The sequence below is a fragment of the Peribacillus sp. NPDC056705 genome (assembly GCF_043656335.1).
The window spans coordinates 25195-48591 of record NZ_JBHTYI010000016.1; the positions used below are offsets into that span (position 1 = coordinate 25195).

General features: G+C 42.0%; 23 protein-coding genes. 21 read left to right on the forward strand and 2 right to left on the reverse strand.

Annotated elements, in window-relative coordinates:
• The first annotated feature begins 39 nt into the window (after window positions 1–39).
• The 11 genes from dgoD (at window position 40) to larC2 (ending at window position 9641) form a co-directional block, all read left to right on the forward strand.
• Window positions 40–1188, forward strand: a complete 1149-nt coding sequence (gene dgoD / locus ACFRAK_RS18035; RefSeq protein WP_387706945.1) for a galactonate dehydratase — start codon at window positions 40–42, stop codon at window positions 1186–1188.
• Between the two features lie 17 nt (window positions 1189–1205).
• Window positions 1206–2117, forward strand: coding sequence for a dihydrodipicolinate synthase family protein (locus ACFRAK_RS18040; RefSeq protein WP_387599099.1), 912 nt, complete (start codon window positions 1206–1208; stop codon window positions 2115–2117).
• Entirely contained in the window at window positions 2114–3061 is a 948-nt protein-coding gene (locus ACFRAK_RS18045; protein WP_192205014.1) for a U32 family peptidase, read from the forward strand. Before ACFRAK_RS18040 ends, ACFRAK_RS18045 begins: the two co-directional genes overlap by 4 nt.
• Before the next feature lie 67 nt (window positions 3062–3128).
• Window positions 3129–4088, forward strand: coding sequence for a C-terminal binding protein (locus tag ACFRAK_RS18050; RefSeq protein ID WP_387599095.1), 960 nt, complete (start codon window positions 3129–3131; stop codon window positions 4086–4088).
• 15 nt (window positions 4089–4103) lie between these two features.
• Complete coding sequence (locus tag ACFRAK_RS18055) at window positions 4104–4967, forward strand: fumarylacetoacetate hydrolase family protein (protein WP_387706939.1); 864 nt, start codon at window positions 4104–4106, stop codon at window positions 4965–4967.
• Between the two features lie 21 nt (window positions 4968–4988).
• Window positions 4989–5945 carry a sugar kinase gene (locus tag ACFRAK_RS18060; RefSeq protein ID WP_387599089.1) on the forward strand — a complete coding sequence of 319 codons (957 nt, stop codon included), beginning with the start codon at window positions 4989–4991 and terminating at the stop codon, window positions 5943–5945.
• Window positions 5946–5958: 13 nt separating this feature from the next.
• Window positions 5959–6591: a bifunctional 4-hydroxy-2-oxoglutarate aldolase/2-dehydro-3-deoxy-phosphogluconate aldolase gene (locus ACFRAK_RS18065; RefSeq protein WP_387599086.1), complete on the forward strand. Its 633-nt coding sequence runs from the start codon at window positions 5959–5961 to the stop codon at window positions 6589–6591.
• A 183-nt stretch (window positions 6592–6774) separates the two neighbouring features.
• The gene (gene larE / locus ACFRAK_RS18070; RefSeq protein ID WP_387599083.1) at window positions 6775–7590 is read left to right on the forward strand and encodes an ATP-dependent sacrificial sulfur transferase LarE; all 816 of its coding nucleotides are present in this window, start codon (window positions 6775–6777) and stop codon (window positions 7588–7590) included.
• Window positions 7587–8357: a nickel pincer cofactor biosynthesis protein LarB gene (larB, locus tag ACFRAK_RS18075; RefSeq protein ID WP_387599080.1), complete on the forward strand. Its 771-nt coding sequence runs from the start codon at window positions 7587–7589 to the stop codon at window positions 8355–8357. The genes larE and larB overlap by 4 nt, the downstream gene beginning before the upstream one ends.
• Window positions 8338–9168: a nickel pincer cofactor biosynthesis protein LarC gene (gene larC / locus ACFRAK_RS18080; RefSeq protein WP_387599350.1), complete on the forward strand. Its 831-nt coding sequence runs from the start codon at window positions 8338–8340 to the stop codon at window positions 9166–9168. Before larB ends, larC begins: the two co-directional genes overlap by 20 nt.
• Window positions 9165–9641: a nickel pincer cofactor biosynthesis protein LarC2 gene (gene larC2, locus ACFRAK_RS18085; RefSeq protein WP_387599077.1), complete on the forward strand. Its 477-nt coding sequence runs from the start codon at window positions 9165–9167 to the stop codon at window positions 9639–9641. The genes larC and larC2 overlap by 4 nt, the downstream gene beginning before the upstream one ends.
• 522 nt (window positions 9642–10163) lie before the next feature.
• Here larC2 and ACFRAK_RS18090 read toward each other — a convergent pair.
• Window positions 10164–11081: a DMT family transporter gene (locus ACFRAK_RS18090; protein ID WP_387599073.1), complete on the reverse strand. Its 918-nt coding sequence runs from the start codon at window positions 11079–11081 to the stop codon at window positions 10164–10166.
• 402 nt (window positions 11082–11483) lie between these two features.
• Between ACFRAK_RS18090 and ACFRAK_RS18095 the strand changes: the two genes are divergently transcribed.
• The 8 genes from ACFRAK_RS18095 (at window position 11484) to ACFRAK_RS18130 (ending at window position 19655) form a co-directional block, all read left to right on the forward strand.
• Entirely contained in the window at window positions 11484–12440 is a 957-nt protein-coding gene (locus ACFRAK_RS18095; protein ID WP_387599070.1) for a sugar kinase, read from the forward strand.
• 27 nt (window positions 12441–12467) lie between these two features.
• Window positions 12468–13478 carry an ureidoglycolate dehydrogenase gene (allD, locus tag ACFRAK_RS18100; protein ID WP_387599068.1) on the forward strand — a complete coding sequence of 337 codons (1011 nt, stop codon included), beginning with the start codon at window positions 12468–12470 and terminating at the stop codon, window positions 13476–13478.
• A gap of 8 nt (window positions 13479–13486) precedes the next feature.
• The gene (locus ACFRAK_RS18105; RefSeq protein WP_394572184.1) at window positions 13487–14506 is read left to right on the forward strand and encodes a zinc-binding alcohol dehydrogenase family protein; all 1020 of its coding nucleotides are present in this window, start codon (window positions 13487–13489) and stop codon (window positions 14504–14506) included.
• Between the two features lie 19 nt (window positions 14507–14525).
• Complete coding sequence (locus tag ACFRAK_RS18110; RefSeq protein WP_387599064.1) at window positions 14526–15146, forward strand: bifunctional 2-keto-4-hydroxyglutarate aldolase/2-keto-3-deoxy-6-phosphogluconate aldolase; 621 nt, start codon at window positions 14526–14528, stop codon at window positions 15144–15146.
• A 12-nt stretch (window positions 15147–15158) separates the two neighbouring features.
• Entirely contained in the window at window positions 15159–16235 is a 1077-nt protein-coding gene (gene uxuA, locus ACFRAK_RS18115) for a mannonate dehydratase (protein ID WP_394572185.1), read from the forward strand.
• Window positions 16232–17068 (forward strand): SDR family oxidoreductase, encoded by an 837-nt coding sequence (locus tag ACFRAK_RS18120; RefSeq protein ID WP_387708633.1) that lies wholly within the window; start codon window positions 16232–16234, stop codon window positions 17066–17068. The genes uxuA and ACFRAK_RS18120 overlap by 4 nt, the downstream gene beginning before the upstream one ends.
• 185 nt (window positions 17069–17253) lie before the next feature.
• A complete protein-coding gene (locus tag ACFRAK_RS18125) occupies window positions 17254–18255 on the forward strand; it encodes a LacI family DNA-binding transcriptional regulator (RefSeq protein WP_260287553.1) in 1002 nt (333 codons plus the stop codon).
• A 158-nt stretch (window positions 18256–18413) separates the two neighbouring features.
• The gene (locus ACFRAK_RS18130; RefSeq protein WP_387708484.1) at window positions 18414–19655 is read left to right on the forward strand and encodes an MFS transporter; all 1242 of its coding nucleotides are present in this window, start codon (window positions 18414–18416) and stop codon (window positions 19653–19655) included.
• A 79-nt stretch (window positions 19656–19734) separates the two neighbouring features.
• On the opposite strand, the gene ACFRAK_RS18135 is transcribed toward ACFRAK_RS18130, so the two are convergent.
• Window positions 19735–20604 carry an AraC family transcriptional regulator gene (locus ACFRAK_RS18135; RefSeq protein WP_387599052.1) on the reverse strand — a complete coding sequence of 290 codons (870 nt, stop codon included), beginning with the start codon at window positions 20602–20604 and terminating at the stop codon, window positions 19735–19737.
• A 198-nt stretch (window positions 20605–20802) separates the two neighbouring features.
• On the opposite strand from ACFRAK_RS18135, the gene ACFRAK_RS18140 reads away from it, so the two are divergent.
• Both ACFRAK_RS18140 and ACFRAK_RS18145 read left to right on the forward strand, forming a co-directional pair.
• Complete coding sequence (locus tag ACFRAK_RS18140) at window positions 20803–22308, forward strand: UxaA family hydrolase (RefSeq protein WP_394572186.1); 1506 nt, start codon at window positions 20803–20805, stop codon at window positions 22306–22308.
• Between the two features lie 44 nt (window positions 22309–22352).
• On the forward strand, window positions 22353–23366 hold the full coding sequence (locus ACFRAK_RS18145; RefSeq protein WP_394572187.1) for a zinc-binding alcohol dehydrogenase family protein: 1014 nt from the start codon (window positions 22353–22355) through the stop codon (window positions 23364–23366).
• Window positions 23367–23397: the final 31 nt, after the last annotated feature.

Consider the following 23397-nt stretch of genomic DNA (forward strand, 5'->3'; position numbering starts at 1 on the left):
AACCTCTCTTCCTTCCAAAAAAACAATGCGAGGTGCTTGATGAAAATCAGTAAAATTTCTTTATACAAAGTTCCACCCCGCTGGCTGTTTTTAAAAATTGATACAGATGAAGGCATTTCCGGCTGGGGAGAGCCTGTCGTGGAAGGGCGTGCGGAAACCGTTAAAGCAGCAGTTAACGAATTGACCGATTATTTGATCGGGAGAAATCCGAACGACATTGAAGACATCTGGCAAACACTTTATCGAGGTGGATTTTACCGTGGAGGGCCAATTTTAATGAGTGCCATTTCTGGGATTGAGCAGGCACTATGGGATATAAAAGGAAAATACTTCAATATTCCTGTATACCAAATGCTCGGCGGCAAAGCACGTGAAAAAATTAAAGTGTACTCGTGGGTCGGGGGAGATCGGCCAGTGGATGTCGTTGCAGCTGCCATCGAAAAACAGAAAGAGGGCTTCCTTGCTGTCAAAATGAACGCATCAGAAGAAATGAATTACATTGATAGTTTTTCGAAAGTAGAGGCTGTCATCGAACGCGTTGCTTCAATTAGGGAAGCTGTTGGCAAAGACTTTGGCATTGGAGTGGATTTTCATGGAAGGATTCATAAAACGATGGCAAAGGCGATTGTGAAAGAACTTGAACCATACCATCCAATGTTCATTGAAGAGCCGGTGCTGCCGGAAAATAATGAAGCACTTCGCGAGATTGCCTGGCATACTACGTGTCCGATTGCGACGGGTGAAAGGATGTATACACGCTGGGGCTTTAAGCAGCTTCTTCAAGATGGCTATGTCGATATTATTCAGCCGGATCTATCCCACACAGGTGGTATTTTAGAAGGGAAAAAAATTGCCGCGATGGCAGAATCGTATGATGTAGCGATCGCACCGCACTGCCCGCTCGGTCCGATGACCCTCGCTTCATCAATTCATTTGGACGCAACGACACCGAATTTCATAATTCAAGAACAAAGCCTTGGTATTCATTACAACGAAGGCATGGACATTCTCGATTATATGAAAAATCCAGAATTATTCGACTATGAAAATGGTTATGTGAACATTCCGGATAAACCGGGTCTTGGGGTGGAAATTGATGAAGAAAAAGTGAAGCAGGCAGCAGAAACCGGACATGATTGGAAAAACCCAATTTGGCGTAATGAAGACGGGAGCATCGCTGAATGGTAATAAAAGGAGGAAAAACAATGGACTTTCATGGCATCATTCCACCGGTAGTCACCTTATTTGATGAATCGGGGAACTTAGATATGGCGCTGAACAGAAGTTATATCGACCTATTAATCTCACGGAATATAGACGGTATTTTATTGATGGGAAGTTCAGGTGAGTTCTCATCGCTTACAACGGAAGAAAGAAAACTATATGTACGCGAAATGATCAAGCATATTAACGGACGAGTGCCTGTCATGGTCGGGGTAGGGCATACCGCATTAAAAGAGGTGCAAGAACTGACTTCTTATGCAGAAGAGCATGGAGCGAACGGCGTTCTCGTAGTCAACCCGTATTACTGGAAGCTGTCTGACGACCAATTATACCGTCATTTTTCCAGTGTAGCGAATCATACTGATCTGCAAGTTTTCATTTATAATATCCCGCTTCTGACAGGTCAAAATTTATCAATCGAATTGATTAAAAAATTAGCTGAAGATCATTCAAACATAGCTGGTATTAAAGAGACTGTCAGTGATTTCGGGCACCTTCGTCAAGTGCTGGCGGAAGTGAAGAAAGTTCGCAGTGATTTCCGAGTCTTCTCGGCTTTTGACGAGCACTTGCTTCCGGCCCAAATGATTGGTGCAGCGGGAAGCATTAATGGAAGCGCTGTCTTTGCACCGGAAATTTCCGTTGATTTATATCAATTGTATCATAAAGGTGACCTTGCTGAAGCACAGAAAAAACATCAAGTGATTTCAAAACTGATGGATGTGTACAATTACGGTCCGACATTTTTTACTGCCATGAAAGAAGCGGTTCATCAGCGCTGGTTTGACGTTGCTGCTGGACACCGTGCACCCTGCGATGTATACCCTGCTGATTTGAGTGACAAAGTAGCTGTTCTTTTAAAAAATATAAATATGAAAGAAGGCGTCCAAAAATGAAAGAATCACGAGACTTGCTCGAACAATTAGGATACCCATCAACTGATTTAAAAGAACTTCCTACATCAACGAAAACATTTCCAGACGGTGCTCAATACCGTATTGAACTCCCAAGCGTAGAAGGCCCGATAGCACTGAAAGAAACATTGAAAGAAATTGACCGACTCGGTTTGACCATTCACCGAATATCTCAGGGCAGCGGCATCATGCTTCAAACCGATGAAGAAATTATAGAAATGTGTAAAATGACAGCAGAGCGTGGCATGGAGCTGAGTTTGTTTGTCGGTCCCAGGGGTTCATGGGATGTCAGTGCGGGACCGCTTACGACAGGAGGCAAATCTCAGGGAATTCGCCATGAGGGCTCCGATCAGCTTGTTTATGCCATGGAAGACCTGAAAAGAGGGGCTGCACTAGGTCTTCGCGGTGCGTTAGTCGCGGATGAAGGACTCCTTCTTTTAACGAAAGAAATGAAAAAATACGGACAGCTTCCGGAAGACTTTGTTGTTAAAGTATCGGTTCAAATGGGTTCTGCCAATCCAGTATCCGTCAAATTAATGGAAGACATCGGTGCGGATACCTACAACGTGCCACCTGCATTAACACTGTCTAAACTTGCAGCGATCCGACAATCGATAGACATTCCAATTGATTTATACGTTGAAGTTCCGGATACTTTCGGCGGCTTTCTTCGCTATTATGAAATACCGGAAATAATTCGTGTATTGGCGCCTGTCTACATCAAATTCGGTCTTCGTAATCACCCAGATGTATATCCATCAGGGAAACAATGGGAAAGTACGAATATCTCACTCACAAAGGAACGTGTACGCCGTGCCGCAATTGGTATTCAAATGATCGAACGATACTATCCAGAAGCAAAAACATCAAAACTCGGTGCAAAAGGACTCGGAATTGCGAAAATTGAAAAGGCAGCAGTTAAATAATGATATTAACGTGAGGGGATCCCCTCTAATATTCACGTATTTATTACTAAAAGGGAGTTGAGCCCAAATGTCGTTTAAAATATTAATAACGGATTACGAATTTGAACATTTGAAATATGAAGAAGAGATTTTTCAAGAAAGCGGTCTGGAAATCGAATTCATCAAAGCGCAATGCAAAACTGAAGAAGAAGTAATGGGGCAGGCAAAAGAAGTGGATGCAATTTTGAATCAATATGCTCCTATCTCACGCCGAGTTATTGATTCGCTTGAAAACACCAAAATCATTTCCCGCTACGGTGTTGGCGTCAATACAATTGATCTCAATGCGGCTAAGGAAAAGGGGATTACTGTCGCCAATGTACCGGATTATGGCATGGAAGAAGTATCGAATCATGCATTGGCACTTTTACTTACTTCGGCGCGGAAAGTGACACTGTTAAACAATGAAGTGAAAAAAGGTAACTGGGATTTTAAGGTGTGTGTCCCGATTCATCGATTTAACGAGCAAACTGTTGGGGTTCTAGGCTTTGGTCGGATTCCGCGCCGTTTCATTGAAAAGGTGAAACCGCTCGGCTTTAAAACTGCTGCATACGATCCTTTCGTATCAGCGGCAGACATGGCTGCGGTTGGGGTTCAAAAAATGGAGCTCGACGAAATTATAGCAGAAGCTGATTATTTGTCGATCCATGTGCCCTTAATTGATGATACATACCATCTGATCAATGAGGAGCGCCTTAAACAAATGAAGAGAAATGCGGTTATCATTAACACGGCACGCGGACCGATAATCGATGAAAAAGCACTTTCTGATGCACTTGAAAAAGGGGTAATTGCAGGTGCAGCACTTGATGTGACAGAGAAAGAGCCGGTCAGCGCCGATAGCCCGCTACTCACAATGGACAATGTCATCATTACGCCGCACAGTGCCTGGTATTCAGAGGAAGCAATGGTTGAACTTCGTCAAAAGGCAGCGAGAAATATCGTTCAGGTCTTAAACGGGGAAATAACACCATACGCTCTGACTTAAGAAAGGGGAAAAAATATGAAATTAGCGACTTTTTCCGTACAAACCGAACAACACATCGGTCTTGTTAAAAATGATCAAATCATTAGTTTAACGGCTCTTAGTCCAGAAGAATTTCCAACTTGCATGAAAAAATTCATAGAACGCAGCAGCGAATTGAGAACACGTGCAGAACAGTTAATTGAACAACGAGTTAATGACGATGCAATATTCAAGCTGTCAGAAGTAAAAATCCTGCCGCCAATCGCAAAGCCGGATAAAATCATTTGCGTAGGACTTAACTATTTTGATCATTGCAAGGAAACGGGGATGGAACCTCCTGAATCACCGGTCATTTTTACCAAATATGCAAATGCCATTGCCGGCCATAATGATGCGATTGAAATTCCAATTAATTCAACCGCGGTCGACTTTGAAGCAGAGCTTGCGTTTGTCATTGGGAGGGAAGCGAAACATGTATCAGAAGAAGAGGCGAATGATTACATCTTTGGCTATACAATTATGAATGATATTAGCGCCCGAGACTTGCAATTTCAGGATGGCCAGTGGTCGAGAGGCAAAACGGCTGACACATTTGCGCCATTTGGTCCTTTTATCGTGACGCAAGATGAAGTGGGTGACCCCCACAATCTAGCGATTTCGCTTGAATTAAACGGTGAAATTATGCAGGATTCAAATACAAGCAACCTAATTTTTACGGTTCCGAAAATCATATCATTTTTATCACAGTCCATGACACTGATGCCGGGTGATTTGATTGCAACTGGTACGCCACCTGGCGTTGGAATGGGGCGGAATCCGAAAATCTGGTTGAAAAACGGTGACCGGATGAACGTCAGCATTGAGAAGATCGGCACGCTTTCTAATCACGTAATAGCATGACAAGAGAAAGAAGGTGATGACATGGATGTTGTAACCATCGGAGAAACAATGACAGTGTTTACCCCGAATGAAGAAGGTCCACTTCGCCACGCCCGATCTTTTTCAATGAAGTTCGGCGGTGCGGAATCCAATGTCGCGATCGGGCTAAGCCGACTCGGTCATAGGACACGCTGGATAAGCCGTCTCGGCGAGGATGAATTTGGCGATGCCATGCAATCGTTCATTCGCGGAGAAGGTGTTGATGTCTCTTATGTAACAAGAGATCCTGATGCGCCTACCGGAGTATTTTTTAAAGAATACAGACGGCTGAATGATACTAGAGTTTACTATTACAGGAAAGATTCGGCAGCTAGTAAAATGACGGCGGAATTACTAACCGATCTCGCCATCCAAGAAGCAGCTTATCTCCATATTACCGGAATTACCCCTGCACTAGGGAATTCGTGTCGTTCGCTCTTGGATAAAGCGATCCGCATTGCTAAAGAAAACGGAACAAAAATCGTCTTCGATCCGAATATTCGCTTGAAAATATGGTCGGATGAAAATGAAGCGCGTCACATCATAACAAAGTACGCCTCGAAAAGTGATATCGTCATGCCTGGGGTGGCCGAAGCCGAATTTTTATTCGGTTCCCATGCTCCGGAGATGTTAGCCGATCATTTTCATGAACTCGGTGTTGAAACAGTTTTACTTAAATTGGGCAAAGAGGGTTCTTTAATTTCAGCCCCGTCTGTACCGAAAACATACGTTCCTGGATTCCATGTGGAACGGGTCGTGGATCCCATAGGTGCTGGTGATGCTTTTACATCCGGTGTACTTTCCGGCCTGCTCGATGGACTGCCTCTATATGAAGCTGCAAGGCGCGGAAATGCCATGGGAGCAATGGCAACGATGGTAAATGGCGATGTTGAGGGGCTACCGGTCCGTGCCGACCTCGCTTTGTTCATGAGTGGCGGCACTGAGGATGTGACGAGGTAGAAAGGTGGAAAAAATGACTAAACTTGAAGAGCTTAAACATGGGAAGCTAGTTGCCGTCATTCGCGGTGCACGCCCAGACCAAATTATACCAATCGCCCGGGCCCTGAAAGAGGGAGGCATCAGAACACTTGAAATAACGGTGGAAACTCCCAAAGTGTGCCATTTAATTGAAAGAGTGAAAGAGGAGTTCGGTGATGATATCATAGCGGGTGCCGGCACGGTATTGGATCCTGAAACGGCCCGTGCGGTCATCATGGCAGGGGCGGAATTTATCTTTTCTCCAACCGTCAATGTCAAAACGATTAAAATGGCTAAGCGCTATGGCGTTATTAGTATCCCCGGTGCGCTCACACCAACCGAAATATTGACTGCTTATGAGCATGGAGCCGACATTGTCAAAGTTTTCCCGGCAGATACACTGGGTGTTAGCTACTTTAAAAATCTTAAAGGACCGCTTCCTCACATTCCCCTTATGCCAACTGGCGGTGTCAACCTTGACAACCTTGCATCTTTTTTTAAGGCAGGTGCCATCGCGGCAGGACTTGGTGGTTCATTGATCAATCCTGCGAAATTGACTACGGGTGAAGATTACACCAGGCTGACAGAAATGGCAAAAAAATTTTCAGCAATCGTACAAAAAAGCTAAAGCAATCCGTAGCTTATTTGAATTTCGGTCCAATGGGAACTGGGAATGAAAGTATGACTGTGTTCATTTCCTCCTTTCTTACCAATTTGATGTATCTCGTTCAATCTTATAGTAGTCCATCAAGGGTATTATTGCTGGCGGAGAGTGGATAAATTCAGGCAAACCAGAAAGGGGAAAAGTGCTATGTTACTAGAAAAGTATAGAAATCTGCAGGAAATTCTTCAAAAAATGGAGTCGGTAGTGGTCGCTTTTTCAGGAGGGGTGGACAGCACTTTTTTGCTAAATGTTGCTATTGATACTTTGGGTTATGATAATGTGTTAGCCATTACAGCAGATTCGGAAACCTATCCGTCGAGTGAGTTGAAAGAAGCCATTATGCTATCAAAATGGATAGGTGCCAACCATCGAGTCATTCAAACTTCGGAGTTGGCCATTCCTGGATATTCAGAAAATAATCAGAATCGCTGTTACTTTTGTAAAAGTAGTTTATTTGACCACCTGCTTCCTATTCTTGAAGAATATGAATTTAAAAATATAATTTATGGAGTCATCGCTGATGATGCTAACGAATTTCGTCCAGGCATGAAAGCAGCTAAAGAAAAAGGAATCAGGGGACCTCTTCTGGAAGCCGGTTTATTCAAAGGAGAAATAAGAGTATTGTCCAAGCAAGCCGGTTTGCCAACCTGGGATAAACCATCATTCGCATGCCTATCTTCACGCATTGCATATGGCGATATCATTACGAAGGAAAAGTTGACGAAAGTGGATAAATCAGAAGCTTACTTAAAATCATTGGATATTCATCAGGTAAGAGTCAGGACGCATGGGGATACTGCCCGAATTGAAGTTGAACCCGTTGATATGCCGCGAGTGCTCCAATACCATGCGGCAATCACGAAACGGCTGAAGCAATTTGGTTATAAGTATGTATCAATGGATCTCACGGGCTATACAAGCGGAAGTATGAATATAGCGCTAAAAAAGGAAGAAATGTTATGATCGACAATATTTTAGAGCAGGTTCAAAATGGTTCATTGACAGCAGCGGAAGCAAAGGAAAAACTTGCATCATATGAGAATTTGGGGTTTGTAAAAATTGATCATCATCGAAAAAGGAGACAAGGCTTTCCCGAAATTGTATTTGGAGAAGGGAAAACGGCTGAGCAAATTTTAACGATTGTACAATCACTGCGGACAAGGAATGATTCTGTGCTTGTGACTCGAATTTCTCGGGAAAAAGCAGTTTTTGTACAAAAAGAATGTAGTGAATTTGAGTATAACGATATGGCCCGGACACTTGCCTGGGTTAAAGAAAAACCAAAATCCGTTGGTTCATATGTTGCAATTGTGTGCGCCGGGACATCAGATTTATCCGTTGCTGAAGAAGCTGCCGTGACGGCCGAAACACTAGGTATTCCAGTCAGGCGTATATACGATGTTGGTGTTGCTGGGCTGCACCGCCTCCTTGATAATATAGACGAGATACGAGGAGCCACCGTATCAGTTTGTGTAGCGGGGATGGAAGGGGCACTCCCAAGTGTGTTAGGAGGCCTTGTCACAAATCCAATTATTGCTGTACCGACAAGTATCGGTTACGGTGCCAATTTTAACGGTTTATCGGCCCTTTTATCCATGCTTAATTCATGCGCATCGGGTGTAAGTGTGGTGAACATCGATAATGGATTTGGTGCAGCCTATAATGCAGCGATTATATACAAACTTGTACATAAAAAGGAGATCAATGATGATGAGGACATTATATTTTGACTGCTTTTCCGGCATAAGCGGAGATATGGTTATTGGTGCGTTGATCGATGCAGGTGCAGACCCTTTTCAAATGGAAGAAGAGTTAAAAAAGCTGAATATAGATGAAGAATATAATCTGTCATGGGGGAAAGTCGTCAAAAATGGCATTACGAGTACTAAATTTGATGTCATTCTTACCAGTAAATCAGAGCAACCACATGAACACAGCCACAGTCATGGACATAAGCACAGCTATAACGATGAACACAACCATAACGATGAACACAACCATAGCCATGCACTTCACAATCATCATGGTAGCCGCACCTACAAACAAATTGTAGAAGCTATCAATGAGGCGAACCTTAATGAAGCGGTAACAAACATGTCACTCGCCATATTTAAGAAGATTGGTGAAGCGGAAGGGCACATACACGGGCTACCGCTTGATAAAGTTCACTTTCATGAGGTAGGGGCTGTAGATTCGATAATAGATATAATCGGGGCTGCAATTTTAATCGAACAGCTAGGTATTGAATCAGTTCAGGCATCAGCCATTCCTACGGGATCTGGACATATACATATTGATCACGGAACATACCCGGTTCCTGCACCTGCCACACTTGAAATATTAAAGGGGGTACCGATTGCCTCAAACGCTATTCGTTCTGAATTAGCAACGCCGACCGGTGCTGCCATCGCTGCGGTTTTAGCTGAAAAATTTGGTTCGCTTCCAGCCATGACTGTCGAATCGATTGGCTATGGTGCGGGGACAAAAACATTTGAAAATCATCCGAACGTCCTTCGCATTATTATAGGGGAGATCCAATGAAGCACCCACCTGATCATGAGCATCTTGATGGACAAATGGTAAAAATGGAAGTGAATCTAGATGATATTTCCGGTGAATGGCTTGGTCATGTAATGGATTTGTTGTTTGAAGCAGGAGCAAATGATGTATTTTATACGCCTATCTTCATGAAAAAAAATCGACCGGGGGTGTTATTGCAACTTCTCTGTTCACAGCAGGTGATTTCGAAAATCAAGAAGATAATATTTGCTGAAACGACGACTCTCGGTATACGCTACTATCCTCTTACCGTACACAGACTCGAACGATCTTTATTATATGTAGACACACAATGGGGGCAAGTGACGATAAAGAGAGGTTTCCATGAGGGCCAACCCATACAGCAGGCACCTGAATATGAAGATTGCCGTAAAATTGCCGTTCAGTACAATATACCTCTTAAAAGGGTTTATGAAGAAGTATGGAAGTGTCTCGGGGAAGTGATAGAGAAATGAGCTTGGTGTCGATTCTTACATTAGGGTTTCTATTGGGGATAAAGCATTCGTTAGAGCCGGATCATGTTATTGCCGTAGCAACCACGGCAGGAAAAACGAAAAAATTATCGCGGCCCTTTTCTTTCTGAGAAACCTCGTTGAAGACTTATTTGTCGAATTAATACATATAAAAGAGACTGTCTACGGATTACAGACAGCATGAGATTCCAGTCATGCTTATAAAATAAATCAATTAGCCCAGATTGCAAACAAGCCTTCTGTTAACAAAAAAGCTTGTCATAATGGGCATACTTCAATGGATATGTCCATGTGAATATAGGGGTATATTGTAACGGATATGAATCTCCAATTATTATACTGCAAGTATGTTTCAAGGGCTTATAATCATCTGTAGATGGAGAAGAGGATGGGCAATATATAATAAGACCCTATGACACTGCTAAGCCATTGGGATGGTAGTGTCATAGGGTCTCTTTTTCTGGTATGAAGAAAGGTACCTGAATCTAGGGGCTGCCGTTGCCGCTAGGCAGAAATACGTTTATTTTTCCTTTGAAGAATCCATATTTCAATTGCACCTGAGCCAAGCAATACCCCCGAAACAATGAAGATAAGTCCAATGAAATGTGCAGGTACAATGGCTTCATTAAGGAAAAATGCTGCCCCTAACAAAGAGAATAAGGTGTTTAAGTTAAGAAAAATGGATGATTCGGCTGCGCCTACCTTACCAATGGCATAATTATAGCTCATGTGCCCGAGGGCAGTGGCGAAAATGGCGGAGAAAATGAAAGCTCCCCAGATGGAGGACGGTGCAGTTGCCAGTGAAGATAAGCCCTCTGGTTCCTTCCATAAGCTGATGGCAAAAAGAATAAAAGATCCAATCAGCATCATGTAGCCGGTTAGTAATCGTGGGTCCATTGTTTTTGAGGCTTTATTGATAAGAATGAAACTTAATGCCTGTGAAAGTATGGAAAGTAAAATATCCACATCCCCCAGATTAATAGAATGAAGTCCTCCACTTCCTGCCATAACGGTAAAACTCACACCCATGGCACCGCATATAAAGCCAAAAAGCCTAATTAAAGTTGGCTTTTTACGAAAGAATATCATGGTCAAGATGACTGTCAAAATTGGCCCCATGCCCAAAATCAGTCCAGCATTCGATGCAGAAGTCTTCGTCAATCCCTCAGCTAAAAAATAATGATGAAAAACGACACTCAAAAGTGCTCCTCCAAAAACGTAAAAAAGTTCACTTTTTTTAGGAAGGCGTATCAGTCCAAAGAAGAAAAGGATAAGAATGACTATAAGAGAAGCAGTAAAAATTCTCAAAGAGGTTATTGTTACGGGCTGTGTATTCGCAACTAAAATTTTAATAACCGAGACATTTAACCCCCAAGTAATCATTATTCCGGTAAGTAAGATGTATATTCTCAAAAGACTCATTCCAAACAACCTTTCAAACTTATTTAACAATTGATATATTATACAACTTTCTCCAAATTAATAGCAAAGAGTAAATTTGATGGAAAGCCCGAGGGTGAAAAATCAGAAACTCTTAATCATTAAAAAAGAGGGAAGGAATAATTCTTTCCACTTTACCGCAATAGGGCTTTTTATCATAAATTATACTGAAAAATAAAATGGAAAAACTGCGAATAAAAATAAAATTAGAAATTATCAAACTTTTCTATTGTTTTTGATAGGGTTTTCATTTACAATTTCCTTATGATTTACCAAACCGGTTTAGTACTTTACTAAATCGATTTATCTAAAGTGTAATGAAAATGATATGATCAGATGTTTTTTGTTTTCATTTGTGATTGTTCGAAAGAAGGAGGTACTGTATTGTCATCAAAATATGGTGTTTTAACGCTTGGCGACGCCATGATTACGCTAAATCCGGAAGAGACAGGACCTTTAAGATTCGTAAACCGTTTCGAGCGAAAAGTAGGAGGCGCTGAACTGAATTTTGCGATTGGCTGTGCAAGGCTTGGAATGCGGGCAAAATGGATAAGCCGATTGGGCAAGGATGAGTTCGGTAAAGTTATCTATAATTTCGCTCGTGGGGAAGGCGTGGACATGAGTGATGTTGCCTATGTAAATGGATATCCAACATCTCTTAACTTTAAAGAAATCCGGGAAGATGGTTCCGGAAAGACATTTTATTACCGCTATCAATCTCCCATTTTAACTTTAAAGCCGGGAGATATAACAGAGAAGATGTTTGAAGAGATTGATATAGTCCACCTTACTGGCGTATTTTTGGCCATAGATCCCAAAAATGTGGATATTGCCAAGAGGGTAATGGATATTGCAAAACAAAAAAATATACCTGTTTCTTTTGATCCGAATATCCGCTTAAAGCTATGGTCCATCGAGGAAGCAAGATCTGTATATTGTGATATATTTCCATATGTTGATATTTTGCTTACAGGTTTGGATGAAATAAGATTGATCATCGGAACGGACTCTAAAGAATCTTTGGCGGAATTCGCAAAGGTGAATGATATTGATCAGCTTGTCATTAAGGACGGGAAACATGGTTCAAAACTTTATACCAAAAGTGAATGGCATGAAAAAGAAGCATTCCCGGTTATACCTGTTGATACTGTTGGTGCGGGAGATGGTTATGATGCAGGTTATATTTACGGATATCTTCATGGCTTACCAATTGATGAAAGGTTGACATTCGCAAATGGTGTAGGAGCTCTTGTCACCACTGTTGCAGGCGACAATGAAGGCTTACCATATTTGGATGAAGTAATGCCTTTCATACAGAATGATGCTGTTATAGAAAGATAGCTGACTAAAAAGAAATGGGGGGAGAAAATGGCAACAGTAACGATACAAGCGGAGGAAGCAAAACGATTAGTCATACAACAGCTGACCAAAGTGGGTTTAAATGAAAAAAATGCCGGGAAAATCGCGGAAGTATTGGTTCATGCCGATCTCAGAAACGTCAATTCCCATGGTGTTTTGCGAACAGAGCATTATGTGAACCGTTTACAGGCAGGAGGCATAAATCCCGATGCCCGAATTTCCTTCCAAAAGACAGGGCCAGTTACCGGTGTGGTTGATGGAGATGATGGTTTTGGGCATGTGATTAGCGACGTGGCCATGGACCATGCAATCGATATGGCTAGAGATAATGGCGTTGGCATGGTGACAGTTTTTAATAGCAGCCATTGCGGAGCACTAAGCTATTTCGTTCAAAAAGCCGCTGATGCAAAGTTGATTGGCATCGCGATGTCACATACCGATAAAATTGTGGTCCCGTTCGGAGGAAAAACATCATTTCTTGGTACCAACCCAATCGCTTACGGAGTTCCTGCCAAAACGAAGAAACCCTTTATTCTTGATATGGCAACATCCAATGTTGCTCTGGGGAAAATCCTCCAGGCACGCGAAGAAGGAAAGGAAATCCCAGAAGGATGGGGAGTGGATGAAAATGGAGCTAATGTGACAGACCCGAATAAAGTCGTTTCCCTTTCCACTTTCGGAGGTCCGAAAGGCTATGGCCTATCCGTAATTGTGGATGTGTTTTCTGGATTATTGGCCGGTGCAGCATTTGGTCCGCACATTGGGAAAATGTATGACGACCTTGATAAGAAACGGAAGCTGGGACATTATTTTTGTGTAATTAATCCTTCGTTCTTTACGGATACTGATATATTTTTAGAGCAAATGGATCAAATGATCGAAGAGCTTCGACAGGTTGAACCTGCTCCAGGATTCGATCGCGTATATGTACCGGGTGAGATTGAACAAATCAATGAAGAAAAAAACCTGAAACAAGGTATTACGATAGCATCAAGTGTTTATGAATTTCTTACAAAGTAGGTGGGGAAATGAAAGCGGTTCAAGTACGGAAAGCTCATGAACTGATCATTCAAGAAGTGGAAAAACCTCGGATTTCAAACTCTTCGGATGTCCTTGTGAAAGTAAAAAGAGTCGGGATTTGCGGATCGGATATGCATATTTATCATGGTACGAATCCACTTGCTACACTGCCGCGAGTCGTTGGACATGAAGTAGCGGGAGAAGTTGTGGAGATAGGTCAAGGTGTCGCGGGCATAAAAGTGGGGGACCACGTTGTTATTGAGCCCATCAGTTATTGCGGGGAGTGTTATGCCTGCCGCAAAGGCCGCCAAAATGTTTGTGAAAAACTGTCCGTTTTTGGCGTGCATGAAGATGGTGGAATGAGGGAATGGTTCGTCCTTCCGGAGAAACAATTACATGTCGTGGATCCCGCTTTAGCTTGGGAAGAAATAGTATTGGCTGAGCCATACACTATCGGCGCACAGGCCGTATGGAGAGGCGAAGTGGAGGAAGGAGAAACAGTGCTTATCCAGGGAGCTGGGCCTATTGGCATTTGCATATTAAAGATGGCAAAGCTTCAAGGAGCATCAGTGATGATCACGGATTTAAGTGATGAGCGTTTGGAATTCGCTAAAGAAAGCGGCGCCGATATCACCGTCCATGCTGGTAAAGAAGATGTTCAAAAACGAGTGGAAGAATGGACGAATGGCGAAGGGGCCAACGTCGTCATTGATGCAGTATGCTTGCCGATGACATTTGAATTGTCCTTCGATGTCGTGTCAACGGCGGGGCGGATTGTCGTACTCGGTTTTGATGAACGTCCTTCATCGGTTTCCCAGCTACCGATCACAAAAAAGGAAGTATCGGTGAAGGGGTCTAGATTGCAAACCGATCAGTTCCCAAAAGTGGTAAAACTTTTGAATGAAGGAAAACTCAGACATGAAGGTTTAGTTACCCATACATTTTCGCTCGATGATATCCAGGAAGCATTTAATTTTGTTGAAAATCATCCCGAACAAGTTCGAAAAGCGATCATCGTTTTTAATTAAGGGGTAGGGGGTAGGAGCTATGGATAAACATTCAATCATACATCGAATAACGGAATCGAAAGTTGTAGCTGTAATCCGGGGACAGGATGCAAAGGAGGCGGCACAACTTTCTAAAGCAGCTGTGGAAGGCGGTATTCAGGCAATCGAATTGACTTATACAACACCGGGAATTGAAGAAGCTTTCAAAGAATTGCAAAATACGGATGCACTATTAGGAGCAGGCTCTGTACTTGATTCTGAAACGGCTCGGCATGCGATTTTAGCTGGCGCCAATTTTATCGTCAGCCCCTATTTTGTCAATGGCGTAGCCGAACTTTGTAATCGATACGGCATTCCCTATATGCCTGGATGCATGACAATTAGAGAAATGGCTACATCATTGGAAGCCGGTTGTGATGTTTTGAAGTTATTTCCGGCAAACCATTTTGAACCTTCTTTCATCAAGTCGGTTAATGGTCCATTGCCCAATGTAAGGATCATGCCAACCGGCGGAATTAATTTGGATAACATGAAGGACTGGCTGAATGCAGGCGCGGTAGCAATCGGGATCGGCAGTGACTTGAACAAAGCCTATCAAAATGGCGGCTATGAAGCCGCAGTGGAATTAAGCCGAAAATACATGCAAAAAATTGCAGAATAATGGAGGTGCATGGTGAATATTACATTTAGATGGTACGGGAAAGACAATGATACGGTTACGTTGGAGCACATTAAACAGATTCCTGGAGTGAAAGGGATTGTTTGGGCACTTCACCAAAAACCTGTTGGTGAGGTTTGGGAAAAGGAAGAAATTCAAGAAGAAATTGAGTATATCCAATCATTTGGTTTTCACACGGATGTCGTAGAAAGTGTAAATGTCCATGAATCGATTAAATTGGGTAACGAAGACCGCATGATTTATATAGAGAAATACAAAGAGACGATCCGAAATCTTTCGGAAGCTGGAGTGAAAGTCATTTGTTATAACTTCATGCCGATCTTTGATTGGACCCGGACGGAAATGTTCCATCCTTTGGAAGATGGCTCAACTGCCCTGTTTTATGAAAAGGCGAAAGTGGATACGCTAGATCCGCAAGATTTAATTCGTACTGTAACGGAAGCTTCAGATTTAACTTTACCCGGGTGGGAACCAGAAAAGATGGATCGAATTTCTGAACTATTCGAAGCTTACAAAACTGTGGACGAAGAGCAGCTATGGGCGAATCTTGAAATATTCCTAAAAGAAATATTACCTGTTGCCGAGGCTTGCGGTATAAAAATGGCAATACACCCGGATGATCCGCCATGGTCCATTTTTGGCTTGCCAAGAATCATCACCGGAGAGTCGAGCTATGAAAAACTGATTTCGATTTCGGATTCACCATCGAATGCGTTTACCTTGTGTACAGGATCGATGGGGGCAAACCCTGAAAATGATATGGTCCAGGTGGCTAAAAAATATGCTAACCGTTCGCCTTTCTCCCATATTCGCAATGTGAAGATCTTTGAAAACGGTGACTTTGTGGAAACATCCCATCATACCCAGGATGGATCGATCAATATACAGGGCGTTGTGGAAGAATTGAATAAGCAAAATTATACTGGTTATGTCAGACCGGATCATGGCCGCCATATATGGGGTGAAGTTTGCCGCCCAGGTTACGGTTTATATGACCGAGCATTGGGAATCATGTATTTGCTGGGATTATGGGATGCATATGAGGCTACTAAATTAGGTGAAAAATCATGATTCCCATTCATGAAAACTTATCCAACAGGGTGGCAGTGATCACTGGAGGCAGCGGTGTTTTATGTTCCAAAATGGCGGTGGAATTGGCTCGCCATGGTGTCAAGATAGCTATATTGAACAGAACGGCTGAAAAAGGGCAAGAAGTGGTCGAACTCATTGAACATACTGGGGGGACTGCGATATCCATCGCAGCGGATGTTTTGGATAGGGCCTCATTGGAAAATGCAAAAGGGAAAATATTAGAATCGTTCGGAAGAGTGGATCTATTAATAAATGGAGCGGGAGGCAATCATCCTGATGCCATTACCGCTCCAGAGAAATATGGGGAAGAAACAGAAGGAAAATCCTTCTTTGATTTGGATGAAAATGGTTTCTCCCAGGTTTTTGCCAGTAATTTCTCCGGTACATTTTTGGCGAGTCAGGTTTTTGGGAAAGAGTTATTGCAAGTGGAAGCACCTGTTATCGTAAATGTATCTTCCATGAGTGCCTACGCTCCAATGACTAAAGTACCAGCATATAGTGCTGCCAAAGCTTCGATAAATAATTTTACGATGTGGATGGCTGTTCATTTTGCCGAGGAAGGTTTACGGGTGAATGCCATTGCTCCAGGATTCTTTTTGACGAAGCAAAATCGGGATCTTTTGCTTAATGAAGATGGCAGCCTGACGGCAAGATCTAATAAAATCATTACATCAACACCCATGAAGCGCTTTGGGCAGCCCGAAGATTTACTTGGTACATTGCTTTGGCTTGTTGATGAATCCTATTCGGGCTTTGTCACAGGAATTACGGTACCAGTCGATGGTGGTTTCATGGCATACTCAGGTGTCTGAATCCAGGTCCAATAAAAAGGCAAACAAGTGACCGTGATTAAATTAGTTCCACGGTATGGGATATTGACTTTTTTACTGCATCAGAAGGTGATTGTAAAGCGTTCCTTATTATAATAGAATATTCCTTATATATCTCAGCCATATTGGTATTAGAGATTTGAAACCATACGACAGGAATGAATGAAATGAAAACCATTACAATTACTGATGTCGCCAATCATGCTAAAGTATCAAAAAGCACAGTTTCCCAATACCTTAACAAACGTTACGAATATATGAGTGAAAAAACCAGGAAAAAGATTGAAGCAACAATAGAAGAATTAAACTATCAGCCTAATATAATAGCACGCAGTTTAAAACAAAAATCCACTTTTACCGTCGGGGTAGTGGTTGCCAATATCCTTCATACGTTTTCAACGCAAGTTATTAGAGCTATTGAAAACTACTTTTATGAACAAGGGTTCCATATTATCGTATGCAATGCAGATGACAATCCTGAAAAGGAAAAGAATTATATTGAAATGCTAAGAGCTAAACAGGTGGATGGGATCATCATTTTCCCCACAGGGGACAATCTGGATTTATATCAACGTATGAAGAGTGATCATTTCCCGATTGTTTTCATGGATAGGACGATCGAAGAATTGGATATTGCAACTGTCATGCTCGACAATCACCTTGCTTCCAAGTTAGCGATCGACAGGTTTATTGAAAAGGGTTATGAAACCATTGCAATCATAACCACTTCAATCATACGCGATATCAGTCCTCGTATCGAACGGATCCAAGGGTACAAGGATTCCCTTGCGTCACATGGGATACCATTCAATTCAGACTATATTAAAACAGTGAACGCAGATGAAATCCCGGTTGCACTTTCAGAATTTTTCGAATTGGAAAAGCCGCCTCAAGCCATATTGGCAGGAAATGATATCGTACTTAATGAAGTGTTGCGTTATATGAAACAGCACGAAATAAATATACCTGATGACATGGCGGTAATAGGGATCGATGATGTACCCTATGCCAGTTTCTATACACCGACCATCACTACGGTTAATCAGCCTGCCATTCAAATGGCCAACTTGGCAGCAGAGTTACTGCTTAGTCAAATCAATAAAACAGGTAAAGAGGATACAAGCGTACATCGCTTGAAACCGACTTTGCTTTCAAGGAATTCTTGCTAGAACCGGTTGTAAGAATTCCTGTGAAAAAGAAAACGCTTTTTTTACGGGGATTCTAAACCGATTTAGTTAAAGGTCATATAGGCTTTACTCTTGGTTATTAAATGGAAACGTTTCCAAAAATGCTGCTGCATTTATAGAAACGTATAGGGGGATACTTTATGTTTTCAAATGGTAGAGGAATGGTTATTGTTTTCTTGTTCTTGGCAGGGGTGATAAATTATCTGGACCGATCAGCACTATCCATTGCAGCTCCGTTCATCCAAGATGATTTATCCTTAACAGCGACACAGATGGGGATCATTTTTAGTAGCTTTTCAGTTGGTTATGCCATATTTAATTTCCTCGGTGGAATGGCGTCCGATAAATGGGGTGCAAAGCTTACGCTTTTCGTGGCGATGATCGTTTGGTCTTTATTCAGTGGTGCTCTTGTACTGGCTGTCGGTTTTGCCAGTATGATCGTCATCCGCATCTTGTTTGGAATGGGCGAAGGCCCTCTTTCGGCAACCATCAATAAGATGGTGAATAACTGGTTCCCAGCGAATCAACGGGCATCTGTCGTTGGTTTGACGAATAGCGGAACCCCGCTTGGTGGCGCCATAGCAGGTCCGATTGTTGGATTTATTGCCATCTCATATGGATGGAGAGTTTCTTTCATTGCCATAATGGTGATTGGTCTAATATGGGCGATTTGCTGGTGGAAATTCGTTAAAGAAAAACCAGAAGGTTCAAAAGAACAGAAACATACGGGGAAATCTTATGTGGCGGCAACATCGGAAGGGAAGTTGAAATTCACCTTTTATTTAAAACAAAAAACGGTTTTATTTACCGCTCTCGCCTTTTTTTCTTACAACTATATTCTCTTCTTTTTCTTAACTTGGTTCCCAAGCTATTTGGTGGACGCACGCGGCCTAAGTGTAGAAAATATGAGCATCATCACTGTGATTCCTTGGATTTTTGGATTCATCGGACTTGCTTTGGGTGGTTTCGTGTCGGATTTCTTCTTTAAAAAATTCGCTAAAAAAGGTGTTTTATTCTCACGTAAGATCGTTCTTGTAACATGTTTGTTCTTATCGGCGGTATGTATCGGTTTTGCCGGACTGGTATCCACAACGGTCAGTGCGGTTACGCTTGTCGCACTTTCCGTCTTCTTCCTTTATTTGACTGGTGCCATTTACTGGGCAATCGTCAACGATGTTGTCGACCCTGGTAATGTTGGATCTGTTGGAGGTTTTATGCATTTCTTGGCAAATACAGCAGGTATCATCGGACCGACGTTAACAGGATATATTGTCGATACCTCAGGCACCTACACAGTTGCATTCTTGCTTGCAGGTGGACTGGCCATCGTTGCATCGCTTGCAGTCATCCGTTTTGTAAGACCGATAGTAAAGCCTGCGTAATAGATTGTCAGAATGGAAGTGTCTCCCAAGGAAATATCAAGGGAAGCCACTTCCATTTTTTTATGTTTACTAGGCAAACTTAACGCATCCGATTTTCTTTTCGAAATGTTGCTGGCGTCTTTTCATTGTATTTTTTAAAGGTGCGAAAAAATTGGGGCATGCTTTCAAAACCACACATTTCAGCAATATGGGCAATGGTGTGATTCGTTTCCAGTAAAAGTTCCTTTGCCTTGATGATTCTTTTCGTATTTAAATATACTATTAACCCAATTCCAGTCGTTTCCTTAAAAACTCTGCTGAAATGAGCGGGACTGACCAAAGCTTTTTGTGCAAGTGTCGTCAAAGTCAATGTTTCATCGATATGTTCATTAATATAGATTAAAATATCTTTGATCCATTCTGAACTATAGCTATTGCCCACTGGTAAATCTTCTTTGTCATTCATCCGGGTACGGTATAAATCAAGTATGATTTGATGAACGGTCAGCAAACAAGCATGCCTCGAACCCATTGATTGGCTAGATGTTTCTTGCAGGATGAGCTGTAGCTGTTCCTCCATCTTTTCTTGTTTCTTTTGCGGCAATGATATTTTATAATTCTTACTCTTTTTTGTCAGGTCAAACAAATGTAAATATGAAAAAGAATCATCAACCATATCTTTATATATCAATGTGGGACTGAAAAAGATAATGGTGGAGGTAACGGGATCGTCCTTATTGGGTAAAGCCCTATGAATCGTATTATTAGGGATCAGGAATACATCCCCTTGCTGCATATCATAAAACACATCACCGATAAAAAAAGTCCCCTTACCATTATAAACATAAACAATTTCATAATAATCATGCATATGATCGGACAATTCATTCTGGGGACTTTTCGTATCTTGATAGACAAAAGAAAAGGGGAAGAGTAAATCATGATTTAATGCATTATGTATTTTTTTCATTTCGTTCATCTCCTGCAAGTATAATACAACAAGAATGAGTATATTTATAGCAAAATATGCAATTTATATTTCAAAAATTGATGTTAAAATTAAAAGGAATTTAAAAATTAAAAAAGTTCAAGCGGAAAATGAAAGGGCTTTCGGAATGGATTGACGTTTGGTTTTGAACGTCTTCACTCATGAAAAGGAGGGGACAAAATGAATAAATTTGTTCAATTGCATTCAAATGATGATGTTGTTATTTCCTTGGAGGGGATTCATAAAGGACATAGCCTCCAGATTCAATCGGAAGACAGGGGAATGATCTATATAAAGGCAAGTGATGACATTCCTAAAGGGCATAAAATGTTAGTGAAACCGGTAAAACGAGGGGAGGACGTAATCAAATTCGGTTACTCGATCGGAAAAGCAAAAGAAGATATTTCCATCGGCGATTGGGTTCACACCCATAATCTAGCATCCGGTTTGCAGGGTATATTGGATTATTCCTATCAACCTAGCAGTCAAAATACAAAAGAGCCTAGTCAAAATCATACCTTCCAAGGATATATCCGTGAAAATGGGGAAGTGGGTATCCGGAATGAAATCTGGATCATCAACACGGTTGGTTGCATCAATAAAACATGTGAAGTTCTCGCTAAAATGGGAAATGAGCAGTTTAAAGATCGGCAAATCGATGGGATTCATCACTTTTCCCACCCATACGGCTGTTCTCAATTGGGAGATGATTTAACCCATACACAGAAACTTTTGGCTGCCTTGGCTCAACATCCAAATGCAGCAGGAGTTTTAGTTGTAGGGTTAGGATGTGAGAACAATCAAATCGAAGCATTTAAAGATGTCATTGGTGAATTTCCTCCCGATCGCATTAAATTTTTAAAAGCCCAGGAGGTTCAAGATGAATTGGAGAGCGGCTTGCGTTTAATGGGAGAATTAGTGGAATATGCCGAAGGGTTCGTACGCAAGCCAGTACCGGTTTCAAAGTTGAAAATAGGCTTGAAATGCGGGGGTTCCGACGGTTTTTCAGGCATTACCGCTAATCCATTGGTTGGTGCTGTTTCCGACCTTATTGTAGCAAATGGAGGGACCACGATATTGACAGAGGTTCCTGAGATGTTTGGAGCGGAAACGATATTGATGAACAGGGCAAGAGATGAAGAAACCTTTAATAAAATCGTTGGCCTTATTAATGATTTTAAACAGTATTTCATTCGCCATGATCAGGAAATTTATGAAAACCCTTCACCCGGAAACAAGGAAGGCGGCATAAGTACGCTGGAGGAAAAATCACTTGGGTGCACGCAAAAAGGCGGCCATGCCACTGTAGTGGATGTTAGTCCATATGGTGAACGGGTAGTGAAGCATGGTTTGAATTTAATCAATTCTCCTGGAAATGACCTGATTTCGGTGACGGCTTTGGCGGCAGCGGGTGCACATATCGTTCTGTTCACTACGGGAAGGGGAACACCATTTGGCGGACCGGTGCCAACTGTGAAAATAGCAACGAATTCAGATTTAGCCAATCGTAAAAAACACTGGATTGATTATAATGCAGGGCAGTTGATTGAAGGTCGAAAGATCGAGGAATTAAAGGACGATTTATTCCAATACATTCTTGAACTTTCATCTGGTAAAAAGAAAACGAATAATGAAAAATTCGGTTTTAGAGAGATAAGCATTTTTAAAGAAGGCGTCATTCTCTAACAGGTGTACATATCTATTAAGTTATTAAAAAGGAGTGTTATTCAGTGAAAAGTATTGTTTGTGAACGAGCTTTTGAATTTAAGATGATCGAGTCGGAAAAACCGGTTCCAAACTCAGGAGAAGCTTTGATTCGTGTGCGCCGCATAGGAATATGCGGTACGGATATTCATGCCTATGGGGGTAATCAACCCTTTTTTAGCTATCCTCGAATACTTGGACATGAATTATCCGGTTATATTGAATCCATACCGGAGAATGAATCCGGGCTGAATGTCGAGGATCAAGTATCGATCATCCCCTATATGGAATGTGGAAAATGCCTGGCTTGCAGGAGTGGAAAAACGAACTGCTGTACGGATATGAAAGTTTTGGGTGTACATGCTGAAGGCGGCATGAGTGAGTGGATGACGGTGCCTTATAATCATTTGGTGAGAACAGAAGGTCTTACACTTGACCAATCCGCAATGATAGAGCCTTTAAGTATAGGGGCTCACGCAGTTAGGCGCGCCGCTATTCATAAAGGGGAATTTGCACTGGTAATTGGTGCTGGTCCAATTGGCTTGGGAGTCATGGCATTCGCTAAAGAACAGGGTGCGAAGGTGATCGCAATGGATGTAAATGATGAACGCCTTGCGTTTGCTGGCAAATGGGCAAATGTCGATTATACTTTGAACGTTTTGGAAAATCCAATGGAGAAATTAGCCCAATTGACGAATGGAGATATGCCAAGCGTGGTATTTGATGCGACAGGTAATGCTAAGTCAATGATGGATTCATTTAAATATCCTGCTCACGGCGGAAGGTTGGTTTATGTTGGGTTAGTTAAAGCGGATATTTCCTTTAATGATCCTGAATTCCACAGTAAAGAGCTTACATTAATGGGAAGCCGCAATGCAACAAGGGATGACTTTGATTATGTCGTGAATACGCTGAAGAATGACAAGCTGGATATGGGCCAGTATATTACACACCGCACACATTTGGATGAAATGATCAATCAGTTTGAAGGGTGGTTAACTCCTGATGCAAAAGTAATAAAGGCTATTGTCGAAATATAAGCATTAGGTATGCTCCGTAACGGCGACCTCT

Coding starts and splice junctions, on each gene's coding strand:
- dgoD (WP_387706945.1), top strand. CDS start 40: ATGAAAATCAGTAAAATTTCTTTATACAAAGTTCCACCCCGCTGGCTG.
- ACFRAK_RS18040 (WP_387599099.1), top strand. CDS start 1,206: ATGGACTTTCATGGCATCATTCCACCGGTAGTCACCTTATTTGATGAA.
- ACFRAK_RS18045 (WP_192205014.1), top strand. CDS start 2,114: ATGAAAGAATCACGAGACTTGCTCGAACAATTAGGATACCCATCAACT.
- ACFRAK_RS18050 (WP_387599095.1), top strand. CDS start 3,129: ATGTCGTTTAAAATATTAATAACGGATTACGAATTTGAACATTTGAAA.
- ACFRAK_RS18055 (WP_387706939.1), top strand. CDS start 4,104: ATGAAATTAGCGACTTTTTCCGTACAAACCGAACAACACATCGGTCTT.
- ACFRAK_RS18060 (WP_387599089.1), top strand. CDS start 4,989: ATGGATGTTGTAACCATCGGAGAAACAATGACAGTGTTTACCCCGAAT.
- ACFRAK_RS18065 (WP_387599086.1), top strand. CDS start 5,959: ATGACTAAACTTGAAGAGCTTAAACATGGGAAGCTAGTTGCCGTCATT.
- larE (WP_387599083.1), top strand. CDS start 6,775: ATGTTACTAGAAAAGTATAGAAATCTGCAGGAAATTCTTCAAAAAATG.
- larB (WP_387599080.1), top strand. CDS start 7,587: ATGATCGACAATATTTTAGAGCAGGTTCAAAATGGTTCATTGACAGCA.
- larC (WP_387599350.1), top strand. CDS start 8,338: ATGAGGACATTATATTTTGACTGCTTTTCCGGCATAAGCGGAGATATG.
- larC2 (WP_387599077.1), top strand. CDS start 9,165: ATGAAGCACCCACCTGATCATGAGCATCTTGATGGACAAATGGTAAAA.
- ACFRAK_RS18090 (WP_387599073.1), bottom strand. CDS start 11,081: ATGAGTCTTTTGAGAATATACATCTTACTTACCGGAATAATGATTACT.
- allD (WP_387599068.1), top strand. CDS start 12,468: ATGGCAACAGTAACGATACAAGCGGAGGAAGCAAAACGATTAGTCATA.
- ACFRAK_RS18105 (WP_394572184.1), top strand. CDS start 13,487: ATGAAAGCGGTTCAAGTACGGAAAGCTCATGAACTGATCATTCAAGAA.
- ACFRAK_RS18110 (WP_387599064.1), top strand. CDS start 14,526: ATGGATAAACATTCAATCATACATCGAATAACGGAATCGAAAGTTGTA.
- ACFRAK_RS18120 (WP_387708633.1), top strand. CDS start 16,232: ATGATTCCCATTCATGAAAACTTATCCAACAGGGTGGCAGTGATCACT.
- ACFRAK_RS18125 (WP_260287553.1), top strand. CDS start 17,254: ATGAAAACCATTACAATTACTGATGTCGCCAATCATGCTAAAGTATCA.
- ACFRAK_RS18130 (WP_387708484.1), top strand. CDS start 18,414: ATGTTTTCAAATGGTAGAGGAATGGTTATTGTTTTCTTGTTCTTGGCA.
- ACFRAK_RS18135 (WP_387599052.1), bottom strand. CDS start 20,604: ATGAAAAAAATACATAATGCATTAAATCATGATTTACTCTTCCCCTTT.
- ACFRAK_RS18140 (WP_394572186.1), top strand. CDS start 20,803: ATGAATAAATTTGTTCAATTGCATTCAAATGATGATGTTGTTATTTCC.